Source organism: Paenibacillus amylolyticus (assembly GCF_001570725.1).
GTDB classification, from domain to species: Bacteria; Bacillota; Bacilli; order Paenibacillales; family Paenibacillaceae; genus Paenibacillus; species Paenibacillus amylolyticus_A.
In genome coordinates this window covers 728,012-741,446 of sequence record NZ_BCNV01000005.1, presented here as the reverse complement: position 1 = coordinate 741,446, position 13,435 = coordinate 728,012, and the positions used below count along the sequence as shown (strand labels likewise).

Sequence of the window (13,435 nt, the reverse complement as noted above, 5' to 3'; positions counted from 1 at the left end):
AAATAAAAAAAGAACCTTCGGAAGTCCAAAGGTTCTTCTAATATAAAGATTAACGAAGCAATTGCAGTACAGCTTGTGGCTGTTGATTGGCTTGCGCCAACATCGCTTGAGAAGCTTGTGCAAGAATGTTGTTTTTCGTTTGGTTCATCATTTCTTTCGCCATGTCTACGTCACGAACACGGGATTCCGCAGCAGACAGGTTCTCAGAAGTCGTTCCCAAGTTGTTGATGGTGTGCTCCAAACGGTTTTGGTTTGCACCCAATTTGGAACGTTCAGCAGATACGGATGCGATTGCTGTATCCAAGGTAGCAATTGCAGCATTCGCACCTGATTGAGTACCAATAGCTACTGATGCAATACCTAGGGAACTGGCTCCCATGTTACCGATATTCAGTGTAATGCTTTGACCTGTGTTAGCCCCGATATGGAATACTACAGCACTTGCACCAGCACCATCCAAAAGCTTTTTAGTGTTAAATTCTGTCGTTGTCGAAATACGGTTAATCTCAGCAGTCAGTTCTGTTACTTCTTTTTGAAGTTCAACACGGTCTGCATCTGTGTTGGTATCATTCGCCGATTGAACAGACAATTCACGCACACGTTGCAAAATGCTGTGTGTTTCGTTCAATGCACCCTCAGCTGTTTGAATCAAAGAGATACCGTCTTGTGCATTTTTGGAAGCCATATCCAAACCGCGGATTTGTCCGCGCATTTTTTCGGAAATCGCCAATCCTGCAGCATCGTCACCAGCGCGGTTGATCCGCAGACCGGAAGACAATTTTTCGATCGCTTTGTTTGTGTTTGTTGTGTTGGTGTTCAGTTGGCGATGAGTGTTCATCGCAGCAATATTGTGGTTGATAATCATTGAGTGTTTCCTCCCTGAAATAAGTTAGTTCCACATCCTTGTGGTAAACGTTACAACGTTAAGGCTGGAATACCTATCAGTGCAACATCTTACTTTATATATCGACAGAAACAACAATACTTTTTATAGTAAAATGTTTTTATTTTTATTTTTTTGGTGATCTCTCTTCTGAGATCCAAGTTAGTTGGACTGAAAAACAGAAGAACCTTTGGGAGCCCAAAGGTTCTTCTAATATAAAGATTAACGAAGTAATTGCAGTACAGCTTGTGGCTGTTGGTTAGCTTGCGCCAACATCGCTTGTGAAGCTTGTGCAAGGATGTTGTTTTTCGTTTGGTTCATCATTTCTTTCGCCATGTCTACGTCACGAACACGGGATTCCGCAGCAGACAGGTTTTCAGAAGTCGTTCCCAAGTTGTTGATGGTGTGCTCCAAACGGTTTTGGTTTGCACCCAATTTGGAACGTTCAGCAGATACCGACGCGATTGCTGTATCCAAAGTAGCGATTGCAGCGTTCGCACCTGTTTGAGTACCAATGGCAACTGACCCAACACCCAGGGAACCGGATCCCATGTTCCCAATGTTCAACGTAATGCTTTGACCTGTGTTAGCTCCGATATGGAATACTACAGCACTTGCACCAGCACCATCCAACAATTTCTTCGTATTGAATTCAGTTGTTGTCGAGATACGATCAATTTCAGCTGTCAGTTGTGTAACTTCTTTTTGAAGCTCTGCACGGTCTGCATCTGTGTTGGTATCATTCGCCGATTGAACAGACAATTCACGTACACGTTGCAGAATGCTGTGTGTTTCGTTCAATGCGCCTTCAGCTGTTTGAATCAAAGAGATACCGTCTTGTGCATTTTTGGAAGCCATATCCAAACCGCGGATTTGTCCGCGCATTTTTTCGGAAATCGCCAATCCTGCAGCATCGTCACCAGCGCGGTTAATCCGCAGTCCGGAAGACAATTTTTCGATCGCTTTGTTCGTGTTAGTTGTGTTGGTGTTCAGTTGACGATGAGTGTTCATTGCAGCAATATTGTGGTTGATAATCATTGAGTGTTTCCTCCCTGAAATAAGTTAGTTCCACATCCTTGTGGTAAACGTCGCTACATTAAGGTCGGCCGCCCTCCTGAAACAACGTCTATACTATATATCGTCAGATAAACAAAAACTATTATAGCTGAATAGATTATTCTCTATTTATCTTTCTCTTTAGTATCACGAACAAACTGCATAAATGCTTCCACGTCAGATACGGGCGGAGCTGTAGACTCACGATTGGCTTCCTGAATGGAAACGTACAATTCTTGACGAAAGATATCCACATGATTCGGCGCCGAGATTCCGATCCTCACGGTGTCTCCATCCACTGCAAGCACAGTCACCTCAATGTTATCCTGAATAATAATGGATTCTCCTCTTTTTCGTGACAGTACTAGCATAGTTAATTCCCGCCTTTCACCGATTGCAGGTTATTTGACCAGATCCGATGTCTAGTTTCATATCCGGATTGGTGAAGCACAACTTGTTTGCCTTTTAGAGTAACGGGATTCATCACAAGCGGTGCCAACAAATTCATAGTTGATTTTACTGTTTCCGAATGAATAGTCACAATGGCGTATACTCCTACCTTTTCTTCAAGTTTCAGCTCATCTTTGTCCTCATTACTCAACTCAAAACTATAGTCTGTCTTAAACTCAAACGGACTAACGATTAAAAATGAAATTTCTGAGTCGTTTATAGATTGAAGATAGCTAAAAGGAGTTCCTTCCCATGGAATTAATGCAAAATCATTCTCCTGCTCAAATCCAGGCAACCCCTTTTCAAAATGATATACGTCCTCTAGAGATACATCGATTTCACCTAACATACTAGTTCTAATTAAAATATCAAACGCCTCCTTGGCAGCAGTTTTGTACAAAAAAAAGCTATAGCGGATGTCGAACATAACCGTCTATAGCCTATTATAACCTATTACCTTTATAGTCCCATATCTATAGCAGGTGGAGTAAACTGTATAGAAGCATACTGCTTAACGTAAATGTCCAACTTGCCTCGTTGATATTCAATCTCCGGCCTGTTCACTATGACGTTTAAATTGGATACAGCCGACTCAAAACGAACGTCTGGTGCTCTAGTCTCAATTCTTATATCAACATTGTCATAAGATGCTGGTGCTCTAGTCTCTGGAAAAGGTTTCGCCTGCCAATTTGTACCGACAATATTCGCTATCGTGTTACCCGGCCTATGAATGGCAGCTAATTGATTTCCTTGCTCAACTCGCTCAGCCATATTTCGCAAAAATTGCTGCTGAAATCCTGAGTATATCCTAGAATTCATTTCAAACATACTACCACCAGTATACGCCGCAAATGCTTTACTTTGATCCACATCTAGTTTGATCGGATGACTCTCCACTATGAATTTGGCAGGTGTCGTGCTCATTTGAAGCTCAGCCTTAGGCTGGCGAATGGATTGTTGACCCAGATCAGCATCAATATGCAACACAGAAGGTGTTGTTTTAATTTGAACGATGGGAAGAGTCCTCAAATGTAACCACTCCCTTTATCTCAAGAAGTCTACCAAAGATGGAGAAATGATCTTAGCTCCTGTTGATAAGGAAGCATTGTATATGTTTTCCTGAATCTTTGATTTTATTGCCAGTTCAGCATAGTCCGCATCTTCCACTTTAGCTTGCAGTTCACTGAGATTTACACCAAGGTCATCCAAACGTCCCATCATAAGCTCAACACGATTGGTCTTCGCACCGATTTCAGAACGAATTGCTAACACTTTGTCTGTACGACTGTCTATGTTATCAAGTTGATTGGACAACTCTTGCTGATCACCATCCGTCAGCGCCTGCATAATGGTGTTCAAAATAACAAAAAGGTTGTCAGGTTCTGTTGAATCACCAAACACTTCATTCCCGGTAGTATTAATGGGCAATTGAACACTTTCTCCAACAATAAAGTTGATTTTACCTTTATCTGTGACAATCGCATCTGCATTTGTTGTGTCAAGTGTCCCATCTGCATTTCTGGGGAAATCATATGGTTTGATATCATAAGTCTCCCCGTTAAAAATATACTTACCGTTGAGCTTACTATTTGAAATATCTATAAGTTGCTCCTTAAGTTGCTTAACTTCCTCATTAATGCTATCAAGAGCAGACTGGGGGTTTGTTCCGGTAGAAGCTTGTACCGTCAACTCTCTTAACCGTTGGACAACGCTTCCTGCCTGATCCAGAACAGTATCATTAAAATCTAGCCAGGAGATGGTACTATCTACATTTTTCTGATACTGCTCATTTGACGATAATTCTGCACGATATCGAAGGGAGTAAGTAATCCCTACAGGGTCATCTGATGGTTTATTAATTTTCCGACCTGTAGCAAGTTGCGTCTGAGTATTATTCATTTGTTGAGCATTTCGATTGAGGTTCATGATCAACTGTGAACTGAGCATATTATTCGTAATTCTCATGATCTTTTATTCCCCCTTTTTACTATCTACCTACAACACCAGTAGAATTGATCAATTTATCTAACAATTGGTCAAATGTGGTCATAAACCGGGCGGACGCACTATAAGCATGCTGAAATTTAATCATATTAGCCATTTCCTCATCTAAAGATACGCCGCTAACAGATTGACGCCGAGTATCGACCTGTTCTACGAGAAACTCTGAATTGGAAGTCTGACGAGCCGCTTCCTGAGATTGAACACCCAACTGTCCAACGATAGCACTGAACTGAGCACCAATGGGTGCATTACGTAAACCATCAGCTGACTTCATCGGTGTATCTTTAAGATTGGCAAGCAGATTCGCCAGCGTATTATTCCCTTTGATTACCGTTTCTGTCCCCGAAGAATCGGTAGTTGTACGCAAAGAGGTTGCAATCTTATTTGGATCGGCTAGAATCGCCGCATTTAATGAAATATTTCCTGCTGTGATTGCCGTCCCACCACCAGATGCCGTGAAGAAAGGTACGCCCGGTGACGTAGTACCGTCCATGCTGTATCCGAGTTGATGCAAACCGTTCAGACCCTTTACCGTAACTTTCAGATCAGTTGCAAGCGTCCGTGCTGCACCCGTGTATGTAACACCATCCAGAACAGTATTATCTGGCAAGATAGAACCCGCAGGAAGGGTGATCTCAATATCACCGTTGGCAAGCGTATTAGCTAAGTCATCCATTTGTTTCTGATAATCACTTACCAAAGTGTCTCTGGACTTGATCATGCCGTGGACCTCGCCGTTGGTGAGCGTGCCTGCTGTATACGCAGCATTCAGAAAAGCAGGATCTATCGCAACTTGTACCGCCCCGCCAGTGACGAGTGCCTGTCCATTCATCTGAACCTGGTATCCTTGCGGAGAATCCGTAACGGTAACGTTCATAATTTTGGACAGCTTGTCTGTCATCAGATCACGTTGGTCACGTAAATCATTGGCATTGTCGCCTAGAGATTCGACTTTTACAATAGCACTATTAAGGTTCGCAATGTTACCAAGGTAGCCCTGGATCTCATTGCTTTTCACAGCGATGTTACTGTCCAGATCCTGACTGAGTGCATCTAGTTGGCGGCTAATCTGATTCATCGCATCGGTCAGAGCCAACGTCGTTTCTTTTACGATCCGCCGTGCTGTAACATCCTCAGGATTTTTACTCAGGTCTGACCATGATTTGTAGAAATTATCCATAACGGTTCGAAAACCAGTGTTTGATGGTTCGTTTACAATAGCTTCAAGTTTCTCAAGTGTATCTCGTTGAATGGACCAACTCCCGAAGTTGGTATTCTCATTGCGATACTGGTCATCCAGAAATTTCTCGCGTACACGTGTAATGGAGTTGAATTCTACACCTGTACCGAGTTGTCCTGGTGTTGTACTATGCAAAAATGCAAACGGCTCCATTGGAATGGATGCCTGCATGTTTACCTTTTGACGTGAGTAACCTTCCGTGTTGGCATTGGCTACGTTATGGCCTGTTGTGCTAAGAGCTGTCGTCTGTGTGAACAAACTGCGTTTAGCCGTTTCGATTGAATGAAATGTAGATGTCACCTGGTTTCCCCCTAATTAATCAGGCACGCGTGTCAAACAGACCGATTCGCCCTGGATTACCGTTCTTATCAGCAGGATGCTGATATGTGGCATCCTGTTCTGGCCGAGAAGCAAAAATGTCCATTGAAAGATCAATAAACATCAACGATTGCTCGATCAGCTTTTGATTCAGTTGATTAATTTCTTTTAATTCATGTAGTGTTCCCGCTAGCTTCTTCTGGACTTCGAGCAATCGCTGTTTGTCAGCCGGATCAAAAATCAGCTTGGAAATCTCGGTAATATTCAGGTTCAACATGGACTTAATTCCACGTTCTTGAAGCAGTTCGTGAACTGCGCTCTGCCGTTCGATCTCCAATGGCTCCTGTTGTTTCATGAAACGGGATTCTTTGTTCAGAACGGCAATGAGTTCATCCACATCGTTTTTGACAATGACCTGTCTCTTGACCTCGCTGAGTGCCAGCATATCGCGGTGACTTTGTTCCATTTGCTGCAAAACTGCAATTAATCTGTCCAGTGCTGCCATTACGTGATCACCTATTCCTTATCAAAAGACTTAAAATACGGTAGCAACTTATCAGCAAGCTTGCTACTATCTACCTGATACGTTCCGGAACTCACCTGTTCTTTCAGTTCCTGTATTCGTTGTACGCGTCCTGCATCCTGTGTACGACTTTGTTCCTCAAGCATCTTCATCGCCTCCGGAGAAATAGATACTTCGTCCTTACGGCGGCTCTTCTTGGCATCAGCCTGCTGATTGGATTCAACGTTCCTTTGATATGAATTGATGGCGCCAATTCTACTCGGTTCATTGATTTTCATTTAACTTGCACTTCCTTCCACATAAGGTTTTTACGACGATATACGTTTTTCTTACTTTATCTTTATGTTATCAAAATAATTAGGATAATAAAAAAAACCGATAATCTTTAATAAGTTTATCGGTACGTTTCAAAACATTTGTTATAGCAAAACATGTATTTGAGCCCTCGCTCCTATTAATCGCGTAGTTTGTCGACAGCATTGTAGGTTCGTCCGCCTACATTGTTGTTATCCTTCTGACCTACTTCACGAGCTGCCCCTGCCAAGTCTTTCGTTAAACGATTACGGCAAGAGTCACACATATGACCTTCACGAATCAACGTTCCGCATACTTCACAAGGATACATCATATTCGGGGCGTTCTCGATGGAAATTCGTCCCTCACGGATGAACTTGGTAATGTTTTTAATTGAAACTTCTGTTGCATCGGATAGTTCCTGTATGTTGGTGCCCTTGTTTTCGCGCAAATAATCTACACAGATCTGATATTCCTGCTCTATTTCCTTGATACAGTTCGAGCATACATCTCGAAAATTCAACGCATATAATTTACCACAGCGAGGACAATTACCTAGATTCATCGCTAAAACGCCCCTCTCAAACTTCCATTTCCGAATAGATAATAACTATACATTACCTTATTTTCTCTGATGAAGCCATAGTCTATTTACAAAACAAAAGAGGGGAGCAGGATGCATATATACGCAAGCCCGTTCCCCCACTTTAATTCATTAATTCAATGTTCTAATGTTTAGTACAGCAGACCACACGCTTGTGTTCTGGTCATTGAATGCTCTGATACGATATTTATGCAAACTGGACGGTAACAGATCTGAATGAATAAAAGTTGTATCACTAACCGTTGCCACGATTTGTCCATCGGCTTCAATTTCGTAAGATGAAGCTCCCACAACCGCGTCCCACGTCAGAATAACATTCGTTCTGTCCGAAGTTCCTTTCAGCACAGCTGTAGTTAATTGAGTCGTTCCCGTTAAGATCTCACTCCAAGCTCCCGCACCGGAAGCATTTTTGGCACGAATACGGAAGGTATGCTCCGTATTTGGTGCAAGTCCGCTCTTCGTATAAGCAACTCCACTCACGGCTACTACCGTACCATCAATCTCTAGGTCATAACCGGTAGCTCCAGTTACAGCACTCCATCTTAGCGCGATCGCCGCTGTGGTTGCAGAGTTAATACTCAAGCCTGAGACACTCGCAGGTAACGTAGTTTGAGACAACACTGCTGTCCATGCACTCACATTGGTGTCGGTCAGGGCACGAACACGATATTTATGAATCGTTCCACCAAGCACTCCATTGTGTACATACATGAGATCACTCACCGTAGCAACTACTATACCATCTGCCTCAATCTCATATTTTGTTGCACCAGCAACTTCATTCCATGTCAGCGTAACTGCCGTTTCTTCAGGTACACCTTTCAGCGTTGTGGGTACATTCAACTGGGTCGAAGCAGTTACGATCTCACTCCAGCTACCCATGCCAGCAGCATTTTTGGCACGGATGCGGAAGGTATGATCTGTATTGGCTAGAAGACCACTTTTTGTATAAGCAGATCCACTCACAGAAATCACAACACCGTCAATTTCCAAATCGTAAGCGGTAGCGCCTGTAACAGGGCTCCATTTCATTGAGATGGCAACAGGTGTAGCGGTATTTAGCACGAAACCGTTAACTGTAGCAGGGATCGTGCTTTGCGTCAGCACTGCTGTCCATGCACTTGTATTCGTCTCCGCCAACGCACGAATGCGATACTTATGCGCCGTTCCTGGCAGCAATGCTGCATGGCTAAAACTAGGTTCTTCTACTGTTGCTACTATTGCTCCATCAGCCTCAATCTCATACTTTGTTGCGTCTGCTATATCAGCCCATGTGAGGTTGACTGCAGTTTCTTCCGATGTTGCTTTTAGTACGGGTGTATTTAGGAGTGTCGTTCCACTGATCAAGTCACTCCATGCCCCTACACCAGCGGTATTTTTCGAGCGGATACGGAAAGTGTGATCTGTGTTTGCTCCAAGACCACTCTTCGTATAAGCTACTCCCGTTACTGGGACAACGGTACCATCGATTTCCAGATCATATCCCGTAGCTCCCGTCACTGCTGTCCATTTCAATGCAATGGCTACGTTCGTAGCCGAGCTAACGGTTAATCCTGTAACGGAGGCAGGGATCGTGCTCTGCGTCAGGATTGCTGTCCATGCACTTGTATTCGTCTCCGTCAACGCACGAATGCGATACTTATGCGCCGTTCCTGGTAACTGTCCTATGTGACTATAGCTTGGCTCTTCTACCGTTGCCACTACTACTCCATCAGCCTCAAGCTCATACTTCGTTGCATCAGGAATAGCTGCCCAAGTTAAGTTGATTGCAGTTTCTTCCGACGTTGCTTTCAATACCGGTGTATTTAGAAGTGTCGTTGCATTGATAAGTTCGCTCCAAGCCCCTACACCGGCAGCATTCTTCGAACGAATACGGAAAGTATGGTCTGTATTGGCTGCAAGACCACTCTTGGTATAGGCTACTCCCGTTACTGGGACAACCGTACCATCGATCTCCAGATCATATCCCGTTGCTCCCGTCACTGCTGTCCATTTCAAAGCAATGGCTACGTTAGTAGCCGAGTTAACCGTTAATCCTGTAACAGAGGCAGGGATCGTGCTCTGCGTCAGGATTGCTGTCCATGCACTCGTATTGGTATCTGTCATCGCACGAATACGATACTTATGCGCTGTTCCTGGCAACTGTCCTATGTGACTATAGCTCGGCTCTTCTACCGTTGCCACTACTACTCCATCCGCCTCAATCTCATACTTCGTTGCATCAGGAATAGCTGCCCAAGTTAAGTTGATTGCAGTTTCTTCCGACGTTGCTTTCAATACCGGTGTATTTAGAAGTGTCGTTGCATTGATAAGTTCGCTCCAAGCCCCTACACCGGCAGCATTCTTCGAACGAATACGGAAAGTATGGTCTGTATTGGCTGCAAGACCACTCTTGGTATAGGCTACTCCCGTTACTGGTACAACGGTACCATCGATCTCAAGGTCATATCCGGTTGCTCCAGTAACTGCTGTCCATTTCAAAGCAATGGCTACGTTCGTAGCCGAGTTAAAGGTTAATCCTGTAACAGAGGCAGGGATCGTGCTCTGCGTCAGGATTGCTGTCCATGCACTTGTATTCGTCTCCGTCAACGCACGAATGCGATACTTATGGGCTGTTCCTGGCAGCAGTGCTGCATGGCTATAACTAGGCTCTTCTACCGTTGCCACTACTGCTCCATCCGCCTCAATCTCATACTTTGTTGCGTCTGCTATACCAGCCCAGGTGAGGTTGACTGCAGTTTCTTCCGATGTTGCTTTCAAGACAGGTGTGTTCAATAGCGTTACTCCGCTGATCAGATCACTCCATGCCCCTGCACCGGCGGCATTTTTCGAACGAATACGGAAAGTATGGTCTGTGTTCGCTGTAAGACCGCTCTTCGTATAAGCTACTCCCGTTACTGGGACAACGGTACCATCGATTTCCAGATCATATCCCGTAGCTCCCGTCACTGCTGTCCATTTCAATGCAATGGCTACGTTCGTAGCCGAGCTAACGGTTAATCCTGTAACGGAGGCAGGGATCGTGCTCTGCGTCAGGATTGCTGTCCATGCACTTGTATTCGTCTCCGTCAACGCACGAATGCGATACTTATGCGCCGTTCCTGGTAACAATGATGTATGGCTGTAGTTAGGTTCTTCTACTGTTGCCACTACTGCTCCATCCGCCTCAATCTCATATTTTGTTGCGTCTGCTACATCAGCCCAGGTGAGGTTGACTGCAGTTTCTTCCGATGTTGCTTTTAGTACGGGTGTATTTAGGAGTGTCGTTCCATTGATGAGTTCGCTCCAAGCCCCTACACCAGCGGCATTTTTCGAGCGAATACGGAAAGTATGATCTGTATTGGCTGCGAGACCACTCTTCGTGTAGGTTACTCCTGTTACGGGGACAACTGTTCCATCGATCTCAAGGTCATAACCTGTGGCTCCGGTTACTGCTGTCCACTTCAGAGTAATAGCTGCATTGGTTGATGCACTAATCACTAATCCATTAACGGAATCAGGTAATGTATTTTGTGATTTTACTGTCGACCATGCGCTAACGTTATTATCACTTATAGCACGTACACGATACTTATGTGCTGTTCCAGGTTTGAGCCCCGTGTGCGTATAGATTGAATCTGTTATATCCCCAACGACAACACCATCAGCCTCAACTTCATATGACGTTGCACCCTCAACTGGTGACCAGATGAGAACAACTTCTTCTTGTGAAGGGTTGGACTGAATAATGGGTGTACTCATCTGGGTAATACCTGTAGTTATATCACTCCAGTTTCCTGCACCACCAGCATTTTTAGGTCTAATTCTAAAGGTATACTCTGTATTGGCTGTAAGCCCAGTTTTACTATATGTGGTGCCGGTTACAGCAACATTAGTGCCATCAATCTCCAAATCATATCCGGTAGCACCCTTTACAGCAGTCCAAGCTACGGTTAGTTTATTAAATGTAGCATCAGTAACCTTCAACCCGTCCGCACGGTCAGGTACTGTTAACTGGCTCACCATTTTACTCCACGCACTCTCATTGTTAGCAGAGAAGGCTTTTAGCACATAGGTATGCGTTGAATTAGCTTCAAGCCCTTCATGTACATAAGAAGTTACGTTTCCTAATTCAATAGGTGTACCACCATCAACCTGCAACTGGTAGCGATCTGCAAACTCAACCCCATTCCACTGAATCGTATTCTTTCCTTCCTCTGCCGTTACGGCCAAAACGGGTTTCTCAAGCAAGGTAGTTAATGCAACCGACTCACTCCACTCACTAGCTCCTAGTCGGTTAATTCCACGTACTCTATAGGTGTATGTAGTATTTGGTGTAAGCGAAGAACTTGTATAATTGATTCCGTAAAAAGGCCCTTGGACTACGCCATTCTCTTCAATCTCATATTGGACAGCTTGTGGAGCAGCAGACCAATCGAGATTAATCGCTACATCACTGGCGTCAGCCGCTAAATTAGTTGGAACAGCTGGAACCGTAGTAATAGGCTGTGTTGTCCCCGGCTCTTTTACAAAACTGAATGATTCTGCTTTCCGTATGTAATACGGATTCAGGTTAGATACAAAATCTACTACCGCACCTGTATCTGCGTTAATCACAAGACTTAACTGTGTAGCCTCATAGCTTTGCACATATCTTGGCGTGGTTATTCCAAACTCATCAACGGTGGAAGATTTCCATACCCCAACATTGGTTCCAGATTGTCTGTATTCCATAGTCGTGTAATACTCCCATACCTCACCAAAGTCGATGATAAAGGCATTGGTAACTTTGCCGGTATAAGTAGATGTGTAGGAGCCAAATGAAATCTTGGTTATATCCTCAACTGCCCCATTGATCGATTGACTTCTCCTAAAAGAATATCCTGATGTTGAAATCTCGTATGATCTCGCCCAACTCAGTTTAACTGATTTTTGGTTCACTTGTAGTTGGCCGTTGTTGTTAGTCAACACATATTGGTAATCATTACTTGATGAGACTATCCCGCTTCCTATTGCGGCATGTGCCCGGTTCCCCCCGTACACGCCAAACTGTCCGATTACCAGCATGAATACTAGTAGACGGACAGTCCATAAGTAAAATCCGTTTTTTCTTTTTCCTGCGACCACTTTTGTTCTCCCCTTTAAAAGATATGATGTGCCACTCCCTGTGCTGAACGGCAAAACTATCTATTCTGCGCGAGAAAAGCAATTCCTCTTTTTTACATGTTAAAATTTTCTTATAACGCTTTCATTCATAATTTCTTCAAACAACCATATTGCAAACGGTATAAATGGAAAGGAGAACCGCACAAATATACCTATCATTAATAAAAGAACATATTTTCCTGTCTACTATTAATCATAATGTATAAATTCCCCGCCTAGAGTGTCTGAAGAATGCTGAACCGTCATTCATTATTTGGATTTAACTACTACGATCTTGCCAGTGTCAGTGTGAAAATCTCGACCGGAAGATCCATGGAGAAGCCAGCATTTAGAATAACCCGTCCACAAGCGTCCAAGGTGCTACCTGTTGTGTATATATCATCGATTAGCAGGATCTGTATGGGTTTGGCATGTGACATGGCCTTTTGTGTTGGCAGATGAAATCCCCTGTATAGCTCTTCAATTAACTGCATACCATCTCGGTTGATGGAAAAAGCGTTCTTCATCGTTTCGATACGCTCACCGCGTGATTTGAAGCTTTGTTTGGTCGTGTTGATCTGGCGCTGCAACAGATCCACGATGGGCAGGCGGAAGGCGGTGGCGAGCCCAGCAGCCAGCCGCTCCGCCTGATTGAAGCCGCGCTCGGCCAGGCGCTCGCTGCTCACGGGAACATAGGTGACCACGTCAGGCCGCCACTGGGGCTTCGTTTGCAGAGGCGGCGACAGAGGGCGTTGAGTTGCTGCTCTGGGATGGGCGTGCGCGTTGGTTGACGCGCGCGGGTGGGGTGGATGTGAGCTGACATCCACCGATTTTTGAGCAAGTGTGGCGGGATGAGCCACGGGGGCTGGGGGTTCTTTTGCCAAAGCAGAATTCTGCTCCTCACTCATCGCTTGAAAGGCTTGAATCAACAAAGCGGTT

12 protein-coding genes are annotated in these 13,435 nt (G+C 44.4%); all 12 read right to left on the bottom strand.

The annotated features are described in order from the left end of the window. Positions 1–49 precede the first annotated feature (49 nt). Positions 50–865 (bottom strand): flagellin N-terminal helical domain-containing protein, encoded by an 816-nt coding sequence (locus PAHA3_RS23130; protein ID WP_062837002.1) that lies wholly within the window; start codon positions 863–865, stop codon positions 50–52. 240 nt (positions 866–1,105) lie between these two features. Next, on the bottom strand, positions 1,106–1,921 hold the full coding sequence (locus PAHA3_RS23125) for a flagellin N-terminal helical domain-containing protein (protein WP_062837001.1): 816 nt from the start codon (positions 1,919–1,921) through the stop codon (positions 1,106–1,108). Between the two features lie 143 nt (positions 1,922–2,064). Beyond that, positions 2,065–2,310, bottom strand: a complete 246-nt coding sequence (gene csrA, locus PAHA3_RS23120) for a carbon storage regulator CsrA (protein WP_062837000.1) — start codon at positions 2,308–2,310, stop codon at positions 2,065–2,067. Between the two features lie 2 nt (positions 2,311–2,312). Next, positions 2,313–2,816: a flagellar assembly protein FliW gene (gene fliW / locus PAHA3_RS23115; protein ID WP_082762961.1), complete on the bottom strand. Its 504-nt coding sequence runs from the start codon at positions 2,814–2,816 to the stop codon at positions 2,313–2,315. A 32-nt stretch (positions 2,817–2,848) separates the two neighbouring features. After that, positions 2,849–3,418 (bottom strand): DUF6470 family protein, encoded by a 570-nt coding sequence (locus tag PAHA3_RS23110; protein WP_062836998.1) that lies wholly within the window; start codon positions 3,416–3,418, stop codon positions 2,849–2,851. A gap of 15 nt (positions 3,419–3,433) precedes the next feature. After that, on the bottom strand, positions 3,434–4,354 hold the full coding sequence (gene flgL, locus PAHA3_RS23105; protein ID WP_062836997.1) for a flagellar hook-associated protein FlgL: 921 nt from the start codon (positions 4,352–4,354) through the stop codon (positions 3,434–3,436). Between the two features lie 22 nt (positions 4,355–4,376). Further along, positions 4,377–5,933 (bottom strand): flagellar hook-associated protein FlgK, encoded by a 1,557-nt coding sequence (gene flgK / locus PAHA3_RS23100; protein WP_062836996.1) that lies wholly within the window; start codon positions 5,931–5,933, stop codon positions 4,377–4,379. A 19-nt stretch (positions 5,934–5,952) separates the two neighbouring features. Then, positions 5,953–6,456 (bottom strand): flagellar protein FlgN, encoded by a 504-nt coding sequence (locus PAHA3_RS23095; protein ID WP_062836995.1) that lies wholly within the window; start codon positions 6,454–6,456, stop codon positions 5,953–5,955. Between the two features lie 11 nt (positions 6,457–6,467). Continuing rightward, on the bottom strand, positions 6,468–6,752 hold the full coding sequence (flgM, locus tag PAHA3_RS23090; protein ID WP_062836994.1) for a flagellar biosynthesis anti-sigma factor FlgM: 285 nt from the start codon (positions 6,750–6,752) through the stop codon (positions 6,468–6,470). Positions 6,753–6,928: 176 nt separating this feature from the next. Next, on the bottom strand, positions 6,929–7,333 hold the full coding sequence (locus PAHA3_RS23085; protein WP_062836993.1) for a TIGR03826 family flagellar region protein: 405 nt from the start codon (positions 7,331–7,333) through the stop codon (positions 6,929–6,931). A gap of 150 nt (positions 7,334–7,483) precedes the next feature. Further along, positions 7,484–12,418, bottom strand: a complete 4,935-nt coding sequence (locus PAHA3_RS23080) for a fibronectin type III domain-containing protein (protein ID WP_153028281.1) — start codon at positions 12,416–12,418, stop codon at positions 7,484–7,486. Between the two features lie 365 nt (positions 12,419–12,783). Continuing rightward, complete coding sequence (locus tag PAHA3_RS30245; RefSeq protein ID WP_167350930.1) at positions 12,784–13,182, bottom strand: ComF family protein; 399 nt, start codon at positions 13,180–13,182, stop codon at positions 12,784–12,786. Positions 13,183–13,435 lie beyond the last annotated feature (253 nt).

Excerpts from the sequence above, each read along its gene's own strand:
- PAHA3_RS23130 (WP_062837002.1), bottom strand. The coding sequence starts at position 865 with ATGATTATCAACCACAATATTGCTGCGATGAACACTCATCGCCAACTG.
- PAHA3_RS23125 (WP_062837001.1), bottom strand. The coding sequence starts at position 1,921 with ATGATTATCAACCACAATATTGCTGCAATGAACACTCATCGTCAACTG.
- csrA (WP_062837000.1), bottom strand. The coding sequence starts at position 2,310 with ATGCTAGTACTGTCACGAAAAAGAGGAGAATCCATTATTATTCAGGAT.
- fliW (WP_082762961.1), bottom strand. The coding sequence starts at position 2,816 with ATGTTCGACATCCGCTATAGCTTTTTTTTGTACAAAACTGCTGCCAAG.
- flgL (WP_062836997.1), bottom strand. The coding sequence starts at position 4,354 with ATGAGAATTACGAATAATATGCTCAGTTCACAGTTGATCATGAACCTC.
- PAHA3_RS23095 (WP_062836995.1), bottom strand. The coding sequence starts at position 6,456 with ATGGCAGCACTGGACAGATTAATTGCAGTTTTGCAGCAAATGGAACAA.
- flgM (WP_062836994.1), bottom strand. The coding sequence starts at position 6,752 with ATGAAAATCAATGAACCGAGTAGAATTGGCGCCATCAATTCATATCAA.
- PAHA3_RS23085 (WP_062836993.1), bottom strand. The coding sequence starts at position 7,333 with ATGAATCTAGGTAATTGTCCTCGCTGTGGTAAATTATATGCGTTGAAT.
- PAHA3_RS23080 (WP_153028281.1), bottom strand. The coding sequence starts at position 12,418 with ATGCTGGTAATCGGACAGTTTGGCGTGTACGGGGGGAACCGGGCACAT.